The sequence below is a fragment of the Pseudomonas sp. MS01C9 genome (assembly GCF_058202755.1).
Map to the genome: position 1 here is coordinate 3,174,693 of NZ_CM177073.1, position 18,703 is coordinate 3,193,395.

The 18,703-nt window shown below is 62.8% G+C and carries 13 protein-coding genes and 1 pseudogene; 5 read left to right on the top strand and 9 right to left on the bottom strand.

What is annotated here, in order from left to right; genetic code table 11:
- Positions 1-11: 11 nt before the first annotated feature.
- From fis to prmA, 4 genes are all read right to left on the bottom strand, one after another.
- Positions 12-332, bottom strand: coding sequence for a DNA-binding transcriptional regulator Fis (gene fis, locus AC1M7R_RS14420; protein ID WP_025211617.1), 321 nt, complete (start codon positions 330-332; stop codon positions 12-14).
- Entirely contained in the window at positions 329-1,336 is a 1,008-nt protein-coding gene (gene dusB / locus AC1M7R_RS14425) for a tRNA dihydrouridine synthase DusB (protein WP_072397830.1), read from the bottom strand. Before dusB ends, fis begins: the two co-directional genes overlap by 4 nt.
- A 184-nt stretch (positions 1,337-1,520) precedes the next feature.
- Entirely contained in the window at positions 1,521-2,762 is a 1,242-nt protein-coding gene (locus AC1M7R_RS14430; protein WP_072458613.1) for a DUF3426 domain-containing protein, read from the bottom strand.
- 30 nt (positions 2,763-2,792) lie between these two features.
- Positions 2,793-3,671 (bottom strand): 50S ribosomal protein L11 methyltransferase, encoded by an 879-nt coding sequence (gene prmA, locus AC1M7R_RS14435; protein WP_123595681.1) that lies wholly within the window; start codon positions 3,669-3,671, stop codon positions 2,793-2,795.
- Between the two features lie 321 nt (positions 3,672-3,992).
- Between prmA and AC1M7R_RS14440 the strand changes: the two genes are divergently transcribed.
- Entirely contained in the window at positions 3,993-7,823 is a 3,831-nt protein-coding gene (locus tag AC1M7R_RS14440; RefSeq protein WP_490609701.1) for a dermonecrotic toxin domain-containing protein, read from the top strand.
- 76 nt (positions 7,824-7,899) lie between these two features.
- Here the strand turns inward: AC1M7R_RS14440 and accC are convergent, their stop codons facing one another.
- From accC to AC1M7R_RS14465, 5 genes and pseudogenes are all read right to left on the bottom strand, one after another.
- On the bottom strand, positions 7,900-9,255 hold the full coding sequence (gene accC, locus AC1M7R_RS14445) for an acetyl-CoA carboxylase biotin carboxylase subunit (RefSeq protein WP_072397826.1): 1,356 nt from the start codon (positions 9,253-9,255) through the stop codon (positions 7,900-7,902).
- Between the two features lie 17 nt (positions 9,256-9,272).
- Entirely contained in the window at positions 9,273-9,737 is a 465-nt protein-coding gene (gene accB, locus AC1M7R_RS14450) for an acetyl-CoA carboxylase biotin carboxyl carrier protein (RefSeq protein WP_076405638.1), read from the bottom strand.
- Between the two features lie 48 nt (positions 9,738-9,785).
- Entirely contained in the window at positions 9,786-10,238 is a 453-nt protein-coding gene (gene aroQ, locus AC1M7R_RS14455; RefSeq protein WP_072397824.1) for a type II 3-dehydroquinate dehydratase, read from the bottom strand.
- A 185-nt stretch (positions 10,239-10,423) separates the two neighbouring features.
- A pseudogene (locus tag AC1M7R_RS14460) lies at positions 10,424-10,948 on the bottom strand (methyl-accepting chemotaxis protein); the annotation flags it as partial.
- A 1,473-nt stretch (positions 10,949-12,421) separates the two neighbouring features.
- Complete coding sequence (locus AC1M7R_RS14465; RefSeq protein WP_072397822.1) at positions 12,422-14,092, bottom strand: diguanylate cyclase; 1,671 nt, start codon at positions 14,090-14,092, stop codon at positions 12,422-12,424.
- A 274-nt stretch (positions 14,093-14,366) separates the two neighbouring features.
- Here AC1M7R_RS14465 and AC1M7R_RS14470 point away from each other — a divergent pair, with 274 nt between their 5' ends.
- The 4 genes from AC1M7R_RS14470 (at position 14,367) to speA (ending at position 18,581) form a co-directional block, all read left to right on the top strand.
- Positions 14,367-15,434 (top strand): DUF2333 family protein, encoded by a 1,068-nt coding sequence (locus AC1M7R_RS14470; RefSeq protein WP_072397821.1) that lies wholly within the window; start codon positions 14,367-14,369, stop codon positions 15,432-15,434.
- A 3-nt stretch (positions 15,435-15,437) separates the two neighbouring features.
- The gene (locus AC1M7R_RS14475) at positions 15,438-15,995 is read left to right on the top strand and encodes an NUDIX hydrolase (protein WP_072397820.1); all 558 of its coding nucleotides are present in this window, start codon (positions 15,438-15,440) and stop codon (positions 15,993-15,995) included.
- 170 nt (positions 15,996-16,165) lie between these two features.
- The gene (locus tag AC1M7R_RS14480) at positions 16,166-16,537 is read left to right on the top strand and encodes a translation initiation factor Sui1 (protein WP_072397819.1); all 372 of its coding nucleotides are present in this window, start codon (positions 16,166-16,168) and stop codon (positions 16,535-16,537) included.
- A gap of 130 nt (positions 16,538-16,667) precedes the next feature.
- A complete protein-coding gene (gene speA, locus AC1M7R_RS14485; protein ID WP_072397818.1) occupies positions 16,668-18,581 on the top strand; it encodes an arginine decarboxylase in 1,914 nt (637 codons plus the stop codon).
- Positions 18,582-18,703: the final 122 nt, after the last annotated feature.

The window sequence follows — 18,703 nt, forward strand, 5'->3', positions numbered from 1 at the left end:
TGATTGAATGCTTACAGCAGATCGTACTGCTTGAGTTTCTTGCGCAGGGTGCCGCGGTTCAGGCCCAGCAGCTCACTGGCCTTGGTCTGGTTGCCCTTGACGTAGTTCATCACGCTTTCGAGCAGGGGTGCCTCGACTTCCGAAAGCACCAGGTTGTACACATCCGTGACGGCAGCGCCCTCAAGGTGGGCGAAATAATTGTGCAGCGCCTTCTCGACGCTCCCGCGAAGGGTCTGACCCTCTTCGCTGGGCGTATTGAGGTGCTGTTTCAAATTCACGTTGTCGCTCACGGGTGTTATTCCACTCACTAAAGTCTCGGTCATCATCGTCATGCGGCCACCCCTTCGTCCCCTGTCAGGCTCTTGTAACGTTCAGCGAAGAAGGCCTGAACGTCGGCGCATTGTGCTTGCGTACCATCCAAACGATTGAAGCGGGCGCGAAACTCCCTGGCGCCCGGCAGGGTTGCGAGATACCAGCCCACATGCTTGCGAGCGATGCGTACGCCCATGACTTCTCCGTAGAAGGCATGCAGCGCGGCCAGATGCTCCAGCAGAATTCGTTCCACCTCGGACAATTGCGGCGCAGCGAGCTTTTCGCCGGTGCGCAGGAAATGTTCGATCTCACGGAAAATCCACGGCCGCCCCTGGGCGGCCCGGCCGATCAACAGGCCGTCGGCACCGGTCGCGTCCAGCACGTACCGGGCCTTCTCGGGCGAATCGATATCGCCATTGGCGAAGACCGGAATCGACACCGCCTGCTTGATCGCGGCGATGGTGTCGTACTCGGCCTCGCCGGTGTACAGGTCGGCACGGGTGCGGCCATGGACTGCCAGTGCCGTGATCCCCGCCTGTTCGGCGATCTTCGCCACCGTCAGGCCATTCCTGTTTTCCCGGTCCCACCCGGTGCGGATCTTCAGGGTCACCGGCACATCGACCGCGGCGACGACCGCCTGCAGGATCTCGGTAACCAGGGCCTCATCCTTCAACAGCGCGGAACCGGCAGCCTTGTTGCAGACTTTTTTCGCCGGGCAGCCCATGTTGATGTCGATGATCTGTGCCCCCAACGCCACGTTGGCCCGGGCCGCTTCCGCCAGCATCTGCGCATCGCCACCGGCGATCTGTACCGAGCGGGGCTCGGGATCGCCTTCGTGGACCATGCGCAGACGCGATTTGCGGGTGTTCCACAGCGTCATGTCACTGGTGACCATTTCCGAAACCACTAAACCTGCACCCAGTCGCTTGCACAGCTGACGAAAGGGCTGATCGGTGACGCCCGCCATGGGGGCGAGAACCAGACCGTTCTGCAATGTATATGGGCCGATGCGTACCGCCGACATAGGACTTCCCTGAAGTGGGGCCGGATCATGAGACTTCGAAAAAGGGTTGGCATGATACCCGCTCTCGATGACTGGATAAAGATCGAATTGGATAAAATCTGAACAGCTGATTCGTTATCGCCAGCGGTTTGGTCTGGGTGGGGTCGCCCAGAAAGCCGTCGTCATTCGCCTGACGCGGGTCGCCTCACTCGGGCGAGTGGAAGCTCAGACTGTAGTTCACCGCCTTGGGACCCGGGTCCAGAATATCCAGTGCGATGTGGATCGGTGTCTGCGGGGGCATTTCCCCAAGGCCTTCGACATCGCCGCCCAGGTACTCCCCGGGTTTAAAACGACGGCTGGCGATCAGGTGACCGTTAAGGTCGGCGAACCGCAGTTCCAGCAGAGGGAACGGCTGGGAGAAGGGCGCACGATTGTAGATGATCGCGTCCACCACCAGGGCGCCACTGAACTCCGGGTGGCTGCGTACCACCAGGTTGCTGCTTTTGATCTTCGCGATATCGACCTTGGATGGAACGTCGCAACCGATGACCGGGCAGACTTGCAGGAACCAGGGGCGATATTGATCCTGGCGGGCCAGTTCTTCGAAGTGATAGGCGATGTATTGTCCGGCCAGGGCCGCGGTGGCCAGCAGGATCAACAGGCTCCACAGCAAGCGTCGGCCCCATGGCGAGCGACGCTTGCGCCAGTCCAGCCGCAACGGGTCGTCGTCCAGGTCCTGCAGGACTTCGGCGCGAATCCCGGGTTCCTGGCGCTCGCGTTTCTTGCGCGGCGGCGTCGCCGGCTCCGGCTCCGGCTCCGGCTCTTCGTCGAGGTCGTCGGTGGCAGACAGGCGTTCGAGATGTTCACCGGGCTCGTCCACGGGCTCCAGGCGTAGCGGGGCGACAGGTTCGTCGTCCGGCTCCAGGGGCTCCAGGGTCAGGGACAGGGAAGGCTCGGTGCGCGGCGGTCGGGCGGGCTCATGAGGCGAGAACGGCTCGATCGGCGCCTGGGTGACGGCCTCGAAGCGCTCGGCGGGGGATTCGCTGTACAGGCTGTCGGACCAAGCCTCTTGCTCGTCGGACAGGGGATCGCGTTGTGCGCTCAGATTGTCTTCGCGGCGTCGACCGGCAGTGCCCGGCGCCCGTTTGTCGCGCCGTTCCAGGCGAGCCAGCTCCTTGTCCAGGTCATCGAGGTCCAGCTCGGCGGCGGTCCACTGTTTCTGGCTGATGGCACGGGGCGGCGCTTCGGTGGCGACAGGCTTGACCGGTGGGGCAATGGGGACAGCGGTTTCCTTGGCGGCGCGTTGTTCCAGCAATTGCCGTGCGGCATTGAACACCTGCAGGCACGAGCCGCAGCGAACCACCCCGCGCGCCACGCTCAATTGAGTATGGCTGACGCGGAAACTGGTGTGGCAATGCGGGCACTGGGTGACGAAGCTGTCGGTCATGCGGCAATCCGGTGGATACAGGCGGTCATTCTAGCGCCGACGTCCGGTGATGCGCACCCAGCCATCACGATCGGCGATCGGGTCCAGGTCAAAGTCCGCGGCATAAGCGGCGGCGACTTCCGCGCCCTGTTCGGCGAGGATGCCCGACAACGCAAGGCGCCCACCCGGCCTGACCAGGCTCGACAGTTGCGGGGCCAGGGAGACCAGCGGGCCGGCCAGGATGTTGGCCACCAGCACATCGGCCTGGACCTGTGGCAAGTCCTGCGGCAGATAAAGCGGGAAATGCTCAGGGTCGATGTTGTTGCGCCCGGCGTTGTCGCGAGAGGCTTCCAGGGCCTGGATGTCGATGTCGGTGCCCACCGCTTCCCTGGCGCCCAGCAGGAGCGCGGCAATGGCCAGGATGCCCGAGCCACAGCCGAAATCGAGCACGTTGCACCCTTTCAGGTCCTGGCCATCGAGCCATTCCAGGCACAGCGCGGTGGTCGGGTGGGTACCGGTGCCGAATGCCAGCCCCGGATCCAGCAGCAGGTTTACCGCGTCGGGGTCGGGCGCCGCGTGCCAGCTTGGCACGATCCACAGGCGCTGGCCGAAGCGCATCGGCTGGAAGTTGTCCATCCAACTGCGTTCCCAGTCCTGGTCTTCGATCACTTCGCTGTGATGTTCCGGCAGCGGGCTGCCGGTCAGCTCTTCGAGATGGGCCAGTACGCCAGCCGCCTCGGTGCCGCCTTCAAATAGCGCCAGCAAGTGGGTGTGGGCCCACAGCGGGGTGGTATTGAGTTCCGGTTCGAAGATCGGCTGGTCTTCGGCATCCATGAACGTTACCGACACGGCGCCTGCTTCGAGAAACGCGTCTTCGTAGGTTTCGGCTTGTTCCGGGCGGATGGCCAGGCGTACTTGCAGCCAAGGCATGGCGGGCACCTTTGGAAATAAATCTACAGGAGCAGCCCCAGGGCTGCGAAAGCTGCGCAGTGTACGCCAGGTCGAGGTCAAAGTGGATAAGCGTGGCTCGTCTCCTGGCCGATATACATATGTATGGCCCCGGCACGACGCGGGGCGGATAAGGTGCGGGTCCACACGACAGGGAGGAATGTGATGGACAACACTGCCGAACGGCAAGGGAAGGCGAACGGCACGGGGCCGGTGCCTTCCCCCCAGGGGGAAACTGCACAGGGCATTTTGCAGAAACTGACTCGATGGCAGGCTGCGCTCGATGCTCGATGGAACAGCCAGATGACTTTTCTGGAGGTGCTGGAGGAGCGTCTGCTAGTCGAGCTGCGCACACACTTTTACGAAGGCAACATCGATCCGCATTTCATAGGCACCCTGATGGACACGGTGCTGCAGCGATTGATCGACCGGGAACTGGTGGTCATCGATGAAGAGCAGGATGCGCCCTACCGTTGGGAGGGGGCGGCTGACCGGGGATTCGCGGCCGAGCGCCAGGAGGTCATCGCCCAGACAGTCGAAGGGGTCGCATCGGGTCTTGTCGATCACTACAAGGATTATCTGCGGCGCCATTGGCGGATGACTGGTCTCGACCCAGAGCTTGGAGAGAGGGTCGGGCAGCGACTCAACGAGCACATGGCTCTCATCGACCTGGCTTTCCAACCTGCCCGACTGGCGGGCCTGGGCGTCGATGAGCTCCGAGAGACGATCGAGCTGTTCCAGGATTCATGGCGTCGCGGCAATCGATTGACCGCCTTGGCTACGCCTTTGGAGCGACGGAGTCTTGAGGCAATGACTCGCGGGCAGTTGCCTGACTGGCTGCGAACCCTGGGCGAGGCCGAGCGTACGCAACTGGAGACGTTGCAGGAGCAGTCCACCCAAGCGGCGGCGCTGGTGGATGAATTGCTCGATGGCCTGGGTTCGCTACGGGCCTTTGCGCGGCAACTGGCCAGGGAGTACGTCAGGCATGAGCTGGACATGGAAGTCGAGCCGGACAGTATTCGCGTGCAGTTGCTGTGGCGAACCGTCATCGACCAGCCGGTGCGGGCCCACAGCCTGAGCGAGCTGTTGACGGTGGGGCCGTTGAGGCAGGACAGCGTCTCGGTGTTCCTGGTGGAAAACGGCGGCATGTTGCGCAACCAGCCTCTTTCATCCGCCTTCATTACTCAGTTGCTGACCCAGGTGGACGCTCCGGCCGGCTACCGGCAGGCGCTGGTCAGCCGCTATGGCCGCGACGACCTGAAGGACGCCTTGTTCGACTGGTTCGTGGCGCGGCTTCTGCATAGCGCGTTCGTCGCCCGTTGCGCGGGCCATTTGAAACCTGCCCACCATGACGCGGTGAAAGCCCTGTGTACAGGCGGCCCCATGGTACAGGCGGGCAGCCTTTTCCAGGTGGCCGGGGTAGTGCTGCCAAACGCATTGAAATGCACTGACGTCCTGCTGTTCTATCGCCATGACCTGCAAGGTGATCTGCTGCTGTATGCCCCGGACAAGCCGGATGGCCAGGAGTGGATCGAGCTGCCATCGCTGTGGGCGGTCAGCGTGGAGATCGGCGGTTGGACCCGAAGTGAAGCGGGTCGCGAATATTTGTTGCAGCGGATTTCTCCAGCCGATCGGAGCGTGGCCCGGGAATACTTTGCCAAGGTGGCGGACAAGCCATCGTTCTGGAATGCCAGCAAGGATCCCAGGGCCACGGTGACCGGCTTCCAGGCCTGCGTGGGTGACATCGTCGCAACCGGCCTTGCCCACAACCTCGCGCAAGTGGAGCAGGACGAATCGCCTCTTTGGTACAGCGCGCTACCCCTGGAGTCACGGCGTAACATCAGCAGCTTGAGCCAGGAGCTCCTGAGGCATCAGCAGGTGTTCGACAAAGCGCTTGCGGGCTATGAAGTGTTCGCCGATTTCGCCAGGCGCGTCGTCACCCAGGCGATCGCACCCTACATGCGCAGCAAGGGTGTCCAGGAGCCGGTGGACCCCGCGACGGTGCTCATCGACTACAGCCCCGGGCTGGCGGGTGGCAAGACGCAGGTCGCCAGCCTGCTGGATCTCGCCATCTACGGCTATGACGACAACTCAGGGATCGACCATCCCGCAAAAGGTGTGCGCTCATCGGTGGGGCAGGACCTGAGCCAGGTTCGCAGTGCGGAGCTGGCGTCGTATCTGCGGCGGGCGTATCTGGGCGAGCAATATGCGGCGCAGGTCCGTGCCCGGTTTCTCGACGCCAGCACCCCGCAGTACGCCAGGCGGCGCAGTGCCTACCGCAATCTGCTGCTGACCCGGATGGACCGCGACCTGCGTGTCGCAACAGGCAAGTCCCAGCTCAGCGCCGACGAATTCTGGTGGCTTACACGCCAGGTCACCCTGCTGAGCGAGTCGGTGCCCACGGTCGGCCCGCTCTACTCGGGCTCGCTTGTGCAGCGCGAAGGCGTGATCAGGTTCTCCGTGGGTGGCCATATCGTCATGGGTGTCTACGTCTTTACCTACTTCGATCCGAAGGGTTTTTCCTGGTTGTACACGCCTGACGCTCCGGACGGCGTCACGTTCCGCCCGTACCGCGATTTCACCGGCAAGGTCGTCGCGCGTCTGCATGACTACGTGCTGGCGCGAGTCGCACTCGCTGCGCGCACGGCCGTCAGGCGCTCGCTGTTGGTCCTGCAGGCATCGAAAGGTGGCCTCGATACCTTGCGCGAGTTCAATCGGGTGATCGATATCCGGACCGAGTTCGATGCCTGGGTAGAGCGCGCCATCAGCGATGTGGAAGATGTCACCAAAAGCCGCGCCGAGGTCATCAGGGAGCAGGTGATCAAGGGGCTGCTGTTTGCGTCTGCCCCCGTGTGCCTGGTGTACCCGCCCTTTGCCCTGCTGCTGGATGCGGTCTTCATCGCCGCCAGCGTCAGGCAGGCCGCCGAGGCGCATGGGCAAGGCGACACGGATCGCGCCCTGGCTTACTGGCTGATGGCCTCCTGGGGCGTATTCTTCGCCGCGCTGGGAGCCGGAACCCTTGCCTCCCTGGTGGGCAATGGAGCCAGGAGCCTGAAACAGGTCATGACGCCGATGTCATTGTCCGCGCAGCGTTTGCGGCGCGTGGCGCCGGTCATCGCCAAGGACACCGGGCCGGTCGTCCAGCCCATCCGTTTCAAGCCAAGGCAGGCGGTCGGCAAACCCCCTGGGAATCTGGAGCGGGTGACCGATGAAGGCCTCTTCCAGGGTACCTATCGCAGCCCCTCCAGCGCGTCGCAGCCGCAAAACAAGTACTACATACGCAGCAAGGGCAAGTACTACCAGGTGAAAGAGGACCCTTACTTCGGTGGCCTGTGCCTGGTGGACGCCAGTCGTCCCGATGCCTTGTACAAACTGCCCATCCGCAGGATGGGGGATGGCAAGTGGGTGCACGACAAAGTCGGCTTGAGGGGCGGCGCCGACGATGTGCTGGTCCTCGGGCGCGTGAAGGACCTGCGCGAAGCGTTTCCTGGCCATGTCTACCCGGATGTATCGAGGGGCGCGTTGCAGGGCGAGGCGGTGGTGGCAAGGTTCAGCGAATCGGTGGCGGACAACTATCTGTTCTCGCTGAACGCCCAGACATGCGTAATCGCTTCGTTGTATAACCCGAGCACCAGGGCGGGGGCCGTCATCCATTTCGATCACAATATCCGTGCCCTCATCGAGCGCAGCCTGGGGGATGTGATCCGGCGCCTGGGCGGTGCGGCCAAGGATATCCGCGCCACGCTGGCGGGGGGAGATTGGCTGACGGGGGCTGACATTGGCGGTCGAGTGAGGTCGGCGATGAGGCGCAAGGGGTTGCGACCCACCTGGGATCACTGGTCGTATTCATCCTGCTTCGGCAATACCTATGGAGTCTCGCTGGACCTGCGCAGCGGTATGACCTCGGTCTTCAAGACCTCGCGCAGCCAGGTCGAGCGCTATTACATCCCGGTGCTGGCCAGGGCGAAGAAGAGTTCCGACCCGGTGTCGGCGCGGGCGCGCGAATTCATGGCGCGCGTACGCAGCGAACCGCTGGCGGCCAGTGCCAACGGTGCGGTGCTCACCTTCCAGGGCCGACCTGCGACCTCGGCCCAGATCGAGGCACACGCGTTCCCCACGGTGGCGCTGAGCTGACCCGTTCATCGTCACTGGGAAAGGAAAAAAAAGACCCCGGCCAACGGACCGGGGTCTTTTTTACATCACACGGGCATCAATGCTGGTTGGCCAGCTTGTGCTCCAGGTAATGGATGTTGACGCCACCTTCGCAGAAGCCTTCGTCGCGGGTCAGGTCGCGGTGCAGCGGGATATTGGTCTTGATCCCGTCCACCACGATTTCGTCCAGCGCATTGCGCATGCGCGCCATGGCTTCGTCGCGGGTCGCCCCGTAGGTGATCAGCTTGCCGATCAACGAGTCGTAGTTCGGCGGAACGGCATAACCGCTGTACAGGTGCGAGTCGACACGAACGCCGTTGCCGCCCGGGGCATGGAAATGCTTGACCGTGCCTGGGCTTGGCATGAAGGTTTTCGGGTCTTCGGCGTTGATCCGGCACTCCAGTGCGTGACCGCGAATGACCACGTCATCCTGGGTGAACGACAGCTTGTTGCCGGCGGCGATGCTGAGCATCTCCTTGACGATGTCGATACCGGTGACCATTTCCGAAACCGGGTGCTCCACCTGAACACGGGTGTTCATTTCGATGAAGTAGAAACGACCGTTCTCGTACAGGAACTCGAAGGTACCGGCGCCGCGATAGCCGATGTCGATGCAGGCCTTGACGCAACGGGCCAGCACTTCCTGGCGTGCCTTCTCGTCGATGCCCGGTGCAGGCGCTTCTTCGAGGACCTTCTGGTGACGACGTTGCAGCGAGCAGTCGCGGTCGCCCAGATGGATGGCGTGGCCCTGGCCATCGGACAGTACCTGGACTTCGACGTGGCGTGGGTTGGTCAGGAATTTTTCCAGATAGACCATCGGGTTGCCGAACGCCGCGCCCGCTTCGGAGCGGGTCAGCTTCGCCGAGGAAATCAGGTCTTCTTCCTTGTGGACCACGCGCATGCCGCGACCACCGCCGCCGCCAGCGGCCTTGATGATCACCGGATAACCGACTTCGCGACCGATGCGCAGGGCGGTTTCCTCGTCCTCAGGCAGCGGGCCGTCGGAACCTGGAACGGTGGGTACGCCGGCCGCGATCATCGCGTGCTTGGCCGAAACCTTGTCGCCCATCAGGCGGATGGTTTCGGCTTTCGGGCCGATGAAGGCAAAACCGGAGTTCTCGACCTGTTCGGCGAAATCGGCGTTTTCCGCCAGGAAGCCATAGCCTGGGTGAATGGCGGTGGCGCCGGTCACTTCGGCCGCGGCGATGATCGCCGGGATGTGCAGGTAGGAATGCGCGGCCGATGCCGGACCGATGCAGACGGACTCGTCTGCCAGGCCCAGGTGCATCAGTTCCTTGTCGGCCTTGGAATAAACGGCGACGGTCTTGATGCCCATCTCTTTGCAGGCGCGCAGGATTCGCAGGGCGATTTCACCGCGGTTCGCGATCAGGACTTTTTCCAGCTTCGCAGTCATCAAAGGCTCTCCGCGGTTCAAACGATGGTGAACAGCGGTTGGTCGTACTCAACCGGCTGGCCGTCTTCAACGAGGATGGACTCGATCACACCGCTGGTTTCAGCTTCGATGTGGTTCATCATCTTCATGGCTTCGACGATGCACAGGGTGTCGCCTTTCTTCACGGTCTGGCCCACTTCAACGAAGGACGGCGAGGTTGGGGACGACTTGCGATAGAAGGTGCCTACCATCGGCGAGCGAGCGACGGTGCCGTTGAGCGCAGGCGCGGCGGCAGCGGCTGGAGCAGCAGCAACTGCAGCAGGTGCGGCCGGAGCCGGTGCGGCGGCCGGAGCCTGTACAGGGGCCGGGGCGTAGTACTGCTGGGCCGGAGTCTTGCTGTGACGGCTGATACGTACGGACTCTTCGCCTTCCTTGATCTCGAGCTCGTCGATGCCGGACTCTTCCAGCAATTCGATCAGTTTCTTAACTTTACGGATATCCATGAATCATCAACTCCCAAGGGTCGGTCAGGGGCGTTTAACGCTTGTTGTTCAAGCTGTTGCCTGTCTTTCAAGCTGCTCTAGGGCGGCCTCCAGGGCCAGTCGGTAACCGCTGGCGCCAAGGCCGCAGATCACTCCTACCGCTACATCGGAGAAATAGGAGTGATGGCGGAAAGGTTCGCGTTTGTGCACGTTGGACAAATGCACTTCGATGAATGGGATGCTCACCGCCAGCAGCGCGTCACGTAATGCGACACTTGTATGCGTAAAAGCTGCGGGATTGATCAGAATGAAGTCCACGCCTTCGTCGCGGGCGGCATGAATGCGGTCGATCAGTTCGTACTCGGCGTTGCTTTGCAGATAGAGCAAATGATGGCCGGCGGTGCGGGCCCGCTGCTCCAGATCCTGGTTGATCTGAGCGAGCGTGACGGCCCCGTAGACGCCCGGTTCGCGGGTGCCAAGCAGGTTCAGGTTGGGTCCATGCAGGACCAATAGGGTCGCCATCTGCTGTTCCTTGTTATCCGTGAGCAGGTGTCAGAACCCGGCGACTATGCCGCAAAGCCTTTATGACTGTCCAGTTCTCGGCAATAGCCAGCACGATGACCGATGTTTGCGCGAAATTTGTGACCGTGCTCTAAAAACCGGTCATCCGTGGCGCAAAAGCCTGGATTGGCAGGCTGTGCCGCGAGTCAGACGCGAAAGGCTTGCACGGCGGTGTGCAGGCGCCCACCCAGGACCAACAGGTTGTCACCCTGTTCCCGGCCCTGGCCGATGCGCAGCAGGTTTTCCCCGCCCAGTTGGTGGATGCGTTCGCTGTGATCGCGAATCTCGCTGACCGCGCCGCTCTGTTGGGCGGTGACGTCGGCGATGCGCACCGCGGTGTCGGCGATGGTCTGGATGGCATCGACGATCTTGTCCAGTGCACCGTCGGCCGCTTGGGCCTGGTTGGCGGTGGCCTCGGCGTGTTCGACCTGGGCGCGCATGCCGTCCACGGACTGGCGCGCGGCCAGTTGCAGGCGCGCGATCAGGGCCTGGATCTCGGCCGTGGCCCCTGCGGTACGCTGCGCCAGGGAGCGCACTTCCTCGGCCACCACCGCGAACCCCCGGCCCATTTCCCCGGCTCGAGCGGCTTCGATGGCGGCGTTGAGGGCCAGCAGGTTGGTCTGGTCGGCGATCGAGCGGATCACCGTCAGCACGCCGCCAATGGTGGCCGATTCCTCGGCCAGTTGTTCGATCATCTGCGCGTTGCCTTGCACCTCGCCCACCAGTGCATGCAGCCCGGTGAGGCTCAGGCCAATGACTTTCTGCCCCTGTTCCACAGCGTGTCCGGCGCTGCGGCTGGCCTGCGCGGCCTGGCTGGCGTCACCGGCGACTTGCTGGATGGTTGCCTCCAATTCACTGAGGGAATCGCGGATCAGTGCCGTGTCGCCGGCCTGGTGCTCCGCGCCGCTGTGCATTTGCGCACTCAGCTCGGCCAGGGCCCGGCTGCTGCCGGCGACCTGCTCGGCATTCAAATGGATGGCCCCTACCAGGTCTGTCAGATAAGCGCGCAGTCGATTGAGCGATGCCTCGATGTCCCGCAACTCACGGTTGCTGGCGCCGACATGGATATCGCGACTGAAGTCGCCTTCGGCCCAGGTCGATAGCGCGGGCGCCAGGTGTGTCAGGGTCCGGGCCAGGCGTCGTTGCAGGGTATCGATAAGCAGGGCGATCAGCAGGATCAGGCCGATCATCACGCCTTGGATCAAGCGGACCTCTCCTTGGATCTGTCCGTGCTGGGCACGCACAGCGGGCTCCATGGCATCAATGGCCTGCTGCACATCGGCGGTTTTCAGGTGCGTGGCGTTGCTCAACTCGGTGCGCTTCTGGATCAGTGCCTGGGTGCGTCCCAGCTCTGCCGGATAACGGCCAAGCAGGCTGTTGAGTTCACGCTTGAGGGCAATGCCGGCGTCTTCGGCGGCGGTCTTTTCCTGGGTTTCCAGACCCATCAGTGCGGCGAAGTCATCGCTGCCGGATTCGCTGCTGGCCGTTACGCCGAGCAACGGAAGGCTATCGATCTGTTCGGCCTGGGTGCGGATATTGGCCAATTCCCGTTCGACGTCGGCGGCCAGTTCGCTGCGGCCGCCGCTGACCATTTTTTCCCGGGTCAGCGACAGCCGGCCCAAATGCTGCGATGCGGCGAACAGTGGGGCCAGGTAGGCGGGTGCACCGTTGGCGTATTGGGCGAGGCGGTCCAGGTTGGCGCTCAGCTCACGTTCGGCCTGCAGCAGCAGGGCCTGGGGATCTGCGGCCAGTTTGCCGGCGGCCAGCAGATCGTTCTTGCTGAAGCCATCGAGGCTCGACAGGCTCGGGCGCAGGCCCTGGGCCAGTTCCGGCGGGAACTGGTCCAGATCCTGTTGCGAGGTTTCGAGGGCCTGGGTGGCGGCGCTCAGGCGCAGGGCGTCGCCGCTGGCCAGATAGTCCTCGATGTTGCGAGCCACTTCGCCCTGGAATTGCCGTGACAGCCCCAGGTAACGCTCCATCAGCAAATAGGGGCGCTCCAGGGCGATCTGAGACCACCAGAGCGTGGCGCCGAGGCCAAGACACACGGCCACCAAAAGGAGGGTATTGAGGTTCGTCAGCAGCTTCAGGCGCATCGGGGTCTACCGGGGGCAGAATCGTAAGTGCCTGAATTTATTGCGCCTTGGTTACAGGTTTATGACTGAATCGGTGGATTCCGATGAAAAAGTGGCACTTTGCTTTGATTGGTGCGCGCTCTGCACCCGATTACGGCCGGCATGCTTGGCGCGGTACAGCGCTGCATCCGCCTGGCTGGCCATCATCAGGCTGTCGGACGTTTCGCTCATTTCCACCACCCCGGCACTGAATGTGCACCAGAGGTCATGGGGCTGGGCCGGATAGTGGATTTCGGCAAAGCGCTGGCGAATTTCATCCAGTACCGTGCATGCGGCGTCGATATCAGTGTCGGGCATGACAATGGCGAACTCCTCGCCGCCATAACGGCCGATGAAATCGGTCTTGCGCAGCCGCTGCTTGAGGAACAGCGCCAGGCTCTTGATGACCCGATCGCCCATGGGGTGGCCGTGGCTGTCGTTGACTCGCTTGAAGTGATCGATGTCCAGCATGGCGAAGCTCAGGGGCTTGTCTTCGCGACGAGCGCGGAAGCAACAGTCTTCGAGCAACTGCAGGATATGGGTGTGGTTGTACAGCCCCGTAAGGCTGTCGCGAACCATGCGCGCCTTGAGATTGCGCGCCCGGGCCGCGCGGTTGCGCACGGTGGTGATCAGGTGCCGCGGCTTGATCGGCTTGGTCAGGAAGTCGTCGCCGCCCTCGCTCATGGCATCGAGTTGCTTGTCCAGGTCATCTTCGGCGGACAGATAGATGATGGGCACGCTGACATAGCGGTCATTGTGACGGATCACCTTCGCCAGTTCCGTACCGGTGCAGGCAGGCATGTACATGTCGAGGATGATCAGGTCTGGCTGGAAATCGGCCAGTTCGGCCATGGCCTGGATCGGCTCGATCAACGTGCGGGTCACGATGCCGGCGCTGTTGAGCAGGCGCTCGGTGTGCAGGGCCTGGGCGCGGGAGTCGTCGATGATCAGCACTTTATAGGGCTCGTACTGGGCCACGCAGGTCAGCACTTCGATCTTTTCCAGCAGGCTCGAGGCTTCCAGGGTTCCGGTCAGGAACTCCTGTCCACCGGCCCGCACCGCCGCCAGGCGGGTCGGGGTGTCGGTTTCCAGCAAGCTGAAGAACAGCAGCGGCAACGGCTGCTCCAGGCCTTGCTGGGCTTCGGCGGCCAGTTTCAGGCCGATACCGGGGCCGCTGAAATCCACATCCATGACGATCGCTGCGGGGAGGCGCTCCACCATCGAGGCGCGAAACGCCGCGACACTTTCCAGGGCCTGGGCGCTGAGGCCGAAGAATTCCAGCTGCTTGGCCAGTCGTTCGGCACGGTCATGGTCTTGCAGTAGCACATAGATAGGCTTGCGCAGCGGCGGCAGGAAGGTTTGTTCGAGCTGATCGCCATGACGCAGGCCGGTGCGGGACAGGCGCTGCATCAAGCGATTGATTTCAGTGATCAGGTGGCTGCTCAGTCGTCCGCGATTGGCATCCACCGCTTGCAGCGACTGGCTGATGCCCTGGGCCAACTGGGTATGCTCCGGTTGCTCGAAGCGCTCGGCGAAACGCTGCAGGCGCAGGGTGGCTTCGCTGAGCTCCGACAGATCGGTGCTGGACCATTCGCTGCGTTGCAGGCGCTGCCATATCTCCAGGATCTGGCGAGCCTGATGAATTACCCGCTGGGCAAAGTGGTGCTTGAGGCGCTCACGGCTGGGGTCTTCTGGCTCGGTCATATCCTGACTACTAGTTAGGGTGCATGCTGAGGTCGACTGGTGGCTCTATGCTAGCACCTCTTTTCCCTCGCATGAGTGTCATACGTCAATAATCTGCCTCGGGATGAAATTCAGTTTCTGACCCAATGGTCATCATAGGCCGATGACGGCGCTTCCTTTATAGTGGCGGTCCGATTGCCTCGCCCTGGCTGGCGTGATTCCGCGTTTCAAGTCAGGCACGATGGCGTAGGGTTGTGGTCGAACCGTGAACTCAAGTGATTGAAGGGACATCGCCATGCTGGACTGGAAAAACCGCGCGGGCAGCGCGCCTGAACGTGCCGCCGAGCCGAAATCGGCCACCCGCAGCTACCTGGGCGGGCTGTTCTTCAGCCGCGCGCTGGCCACGCTGGTGGGCCTGTACCTGCTGGTGACCATCGCCATCGGTTGGTACTGGAGCCAGGAGCCGTCCCTGTTCCCGGTACAGCAGAATGCCCAGGCGGCCGCCGAGAAAGACGGCCGGCAGATGGTGGTGGGCTATACCACTGTCGAGACCCTCAAGAGCGTCGCTGGAACCCTGCTGACCAAGCCGGGTGGCTATATTTCCAACGACCGGTTCCCTCCAGGCCTGTGGATGGACAACATGTCGAGCTGGGAATACGGCGTGCTGGTCCAGGTCCGCGACCTGAGCCGCGCCTTGCGCAAGGACTTCGCCCGTTCCCAGTCCCAGTCCGCCGAGGACGCCGACCTGGCCAAGGCCGAGCCGCGCTTCAACTTCGACAATCGCAGCTGGGTGCTGCCCTCCAGCGAGTCGGAATACCAGGAGGGCATCAACTCCTTGAGCCGATACCAGGCACGCCTGTCTGACCCCAGCCAGAAAAGCGCCCTGTTCTACGCCCGTGCCGACAACCTGAACAACTGGCTGGGTGACGTCGGCACCCGCCTGGGCTCGCTGTCCCAGCGGCTGTCGGCCAGTGTCGGTCGGGTCAAGCTCAATACCGCATTGAAAACCGAGGCCCCTGCGCCGGGCCAGGTGCCGGAAGTCGACGAAGAACGTGTCGAAACCCCGTGGCTGCAGATCGATAACGTGTTCTATGAAGCTCGCGGCCAGGCCTGGGCGCTGTCCCACCTGCTGCGGGCCATCGAGGTGGACTTCGCCGATGTGCTGGCGAAGAAGAACGCCACGGTCAGCGTGCGCCAGATCATCCGCGAGCTGGAAGCGTCCCAGGAGCCGATCTGGAGCCCGATGATCCTCAATGGCAGTGGCTTCGGCGTCCTGGCGAACCATTCGCTGGTCATGGCCAACTACATTTCCCGTGCCAACGCGGCGGTGATCGACTTGCGGCAGTTGCTGAACCAGGGCTGATCCATGAACGAAAGCGCCCGGGAGGCCGCCCATCGGGTGGCCTCGGATGCCGAGCTGATCGCTTGGGTCGACGAAAACGATAACCTGCTGGGCAGCCTGGTGCGCTCGGAACTGCGGGAACGTGGCCTGATCGGACGCGGCACCTACATCATGCTGTTCAATTCGGCCGGTGAGCTGTGCGTTCACCGCCGGACCATGAGCAAGGCGATCTATCCCGGTTTCTGGGATGTGGCTGCGGGCGGAATGGTGCAGGCGAACGAGACCTACGCCGAGTCGGCGGCCCGCGAGCTGGCGGAAGAACTGGGGGTGAGCGGCGTTCCACTCATGGCCCACGACCATTTCTACTTCGAAGACCCCGGCAGCCGGCTATGGTGCTCGGCGTTCTCGGCGGTGTGGGACGGCCCTCTGGTCCTGCAGCCGGAAGAGGTGCTCGAGGCGCGTTTCCTGCCCATCGGGCAGGTGCTGGAAGAAATCCGGTGCAAGCCTTATTGCCCGGACTCCCTGGCGGCCCTGGAGCGCTATTTGCGGGTCCATGGCGAGGGCGTCGCAAAGAAGCAGTAAATTGGCGCCGATTGGCTCTTAGCAAGTCGGCTTTTTGCCGTTACACTGCGCGACTTTTCAAGCTGGACCGGCGTCTTCCGGTCCAGTAGCGCTGCCCCTGCCTGAGTGGGGCTTCGCGGTCGGGGCACTGCTTGTCTCGGCCAGTCTTTGTCCTCCCGAGAGGATTGCCGGTGGCCAAAAAAGCCGCATCCTTCGCCGCCCTGGGTGGCCTGGTATTTTCTACCGACGCCGGTCGTCATTGCCCTGATTGCCGCCAGCCGGTGGATGCCTGCATCTGCAAACAGACCGTCATCCCCGCCGGGGATGGTATCGCCCGCGTGCGCCGCGAAAGCAAAGGTCGCGGCGGCAAGACGGTGACCACCATCACCGGCGTGCCGTTGGCCGAGGACGCGCTCAAGGAACTGGCTACTACGTTGAAGAAACGCTGTGGCACCGGTGGCGCGTTGAAAGACGGTGTCATCGAGATCCAGGGCGATCACGTCGAGCTGCTGCTGGCCGAACTGGCCCGGCACGGTTTCAAGGCGAAAAAATCCGGCGGCTGAACGGCTTTCTAAACTCAGCCCGGTGAGCAAGGTCTACCCTGCTGACAGGCAATTCGTCATCTTCACTCTCCAGACTGCGCCGGCCTCTGACCGGATGGCGCATTTTCGACTTCATTCATAGGGGACTTCGATGTCCGTACGACGCACACGCAAAGACGATGGCAGCCAATGGACAGTTGCGGACAGCCGCAGTGTTTACGGGATTCGCCATTGGGGGGCCGGGTATTTCGCGATCAATGACGCCGGTCGCGTAGAAGTCCGTCCGAACGGTCCCGACAGTTCACCCATCGACCTGTTCGAACAGGTCGACCAGCTGCGCCAGAGTGGCCTTTCCCTACCTCTGCTGGTGCGCTTTCCAGACATCCTGCAAGACCGTGTGCGCCAGCTTACCGGTGCATTCGACAGCAACATCGCGCGTCTGGAATACCAGAGCCAATACACCGCGCTTTATCCCATCAAGGTCAACCAGCAGGAAGCGGTGATCGAGAACATCATCGCGACCCAGAACGTTTCCATCGGCCTGGAAGCCGGTTCCAAGCCGGAGCTGCTGGCGGTGCTGGCCCTGGCGCCCAAGGGCGGGACCATTGTCTGCAACGGCTACAAGGATCGCGAGTTCATCCGCCTGGCGCTGATGGGCCAGAAGCTGGGTCACAACGTGTTCATCGTGATCGAGAAAGAATCCGAAGTCGGCCTGGTGATCGAAGAGGCCGCGTCCCTCAAGGTCAAGCCACAGGTTGGCCTGCGGGTTCGCCTGTCGTCCCTGGCCTCGAGCAAGTGGGCCGATACCGGTGGCGAGAAATCCAAGTTCGGTCTCTCTGCCGCCCAGTTGCTGTCGGTGGTGGAGCGTTTCCGCGGCGCCGGCCTGGACCAGGGGATCCGCCTGCTGCACTTCCACATGGGTTCGCAGATCGCCAACCTGGCGGACTACCAGCATGGCTTCAAGGAAGCGATCCGTTACTACGGCGAGCTGCGCAACCTCGGCCTGCCGGTGGATCACATCGACGTCGGCGGTGGCCTGGGCGTGGACTACGACGGAACCCATTCGCGCAACGCCAGCTCGATCAACTACGACATGGACGACTACGCTGGTGTCGTGGTCGGCATGCTCAAGGAATTCTGCGACGCCCAGGGCTTGCCGCATCCGCACATCTTCTCCGAAAGCGGTCGCTCCCTGACCGCCCACCACGCGATGCTGGTGGTGCAGGTGACTGATGTCGAGAAGCATCACGACGACGTGCCGGTGATCGAAAACAAGGAAGCCTTGCCCGAAACCGTGCAATGGCTGGTCGATCTGCTGGGGCCGACCGATATCGAGATGGTCACCGAAACCTACTGGCGCGCCACCCACTACATGAGCGACGTGGCCGCCCAGTACGCCGACGGCAAACTGACCCTGGCGGAGAAAGCCCTCGCCGAACAGTGCTACTTCGCCGTGTGCCGTCGCCTGCACAACTCCCTCAAGGCCCGCCAGCGTTCCCACCGCCAGGTGCTGGACGAGCTCAATGACAAGCTTGCGGACAAGTACATCTGCAACTTCTCGGTCTTCCAGAGCCTGCCGGACACCTGGGCCATCGGCCAGGTGCTGCCGATCCTGCCGCTGCACCGCCTAGACGAAGAGCCGCTGCGTCGTGCCGTGCTGCAAGACCTGACCTGCGACTCCGACGGCAAGATCAAGCAGTACGTCGACGAGCAGAGCATCGAGACCAGCCTGCCGGTGCACTCCCTCAACCCGGGTGAAGACTACCTGCTGGGTATCTTCCTGGTGGGGGCCTACCAGGAAATTCTCGGCGACATGCACAACCTGTTCGGTGACACCGACTCGGTGAACATCTACCAGAATGCCGACGGCAGCGTGTACCACGCCGGTATCGAAACCCACGACACCATCGAGGACATGCTGCGCTACGTGCACCTGTCGCCGGAGGAGTTGATGACCCACTACCGCGACAAGTGCGCCAGCGCCCGCATCAGCGCCGCCGAGCGGACCCAGTTCCTCGACGCCTTGCGCCTGGGGTTGACCCGTTCGTCCTACCTGTCTTCCTGAGCGGAGCCTGAAGCGCCCGGTGGTGGGGGAATATTCCCTCGCCGCCGAAAGCTTTTCGGCGGCCCCACGACCGATTGGCATCGCCCTTTCGAGCTGTCAGAAAATACGCCGTGTGCTGCGGG

Coding starts and splice junctions, on each gene's coding strand:
- prmA (WP_123595681.1), bottom strand. CDS start 3,671: ATGCCTTGGCTGCAAGTACGCCTGGCCATCCGCCCGGAACAAGCCGAA.
- speA (WP_072397818.1), top strand. CDS start 16,668: ATGTCCGTACGACGCACACGCAAAGACGATGGCAGCCAATGGACAGTT.
- AC1M7R_RS14440 (WP_490609701.1), top strand. CDS start 3,993: ATGACTTTTCTGGAGGTGCTGGAGGAGCGTCTGCTAGTCGAGCTGCGC.
- accB (WP_076405638.1), bottom strand. CDS start 9,737: ATGGATATCCGTAAAGTTAAGAAACTGATCGAATTGCTGGAAGAGTCC.
- dusB (WP_072397830.1), bottom strand. CDS start 1,336: ATGTCGGCGGTACGCATCGGCCCATATACATTGCAGAACGGTCTGGTT.
- fis (WP_025211617.1), bottom strand. CDS start 332: ATGACGATGATGACCGAGACTTTAGTGAGTGGAATAACACCCGTGAGC.
- AC1M7R_RS14465 (WP_072397822.1), bottom strand. CDS start 14,092: ATGACCGAGCCAGAAGACCCCAGCCGTGAGCGCCTCAAGCACCACTTT.
- aroQ (WP_072397824.1), bottom strand. CDS start 10,238: ATGGCGACCCTATTGGTCCTGCATGGACCCAACCTGAACCTGCTTGGC.
- accC (WP_072397826.1), bottom strand. CDS start 9,255: ATGACTGCGAAGCTGGAAAAAGTCCTGATCGCGAACCGCGGTGAAATC.
- AC1M7R_RS14430 (WP_072458613.1), bottom strand. CDS start 2,762: ATGACCGACAGCTTCGTCACCCAGTGCCCGCATTGCCACACCAGTTTC.
- AC1M7R_RS14475 (WP_072397820.1), top strand. CDS start 15,438: ATGAACGAAAGCGCCCGGGAGGCCGCCCATCGGGTGGCCTCGGATGCC.
- AC1M7R_RS14470 (WP_072397821.1), top strand. CDS start 14,367: ATGCTGGACTGGAAAAACCGCGCGGGCAGCGCGCCTGAACGTGCCGCC.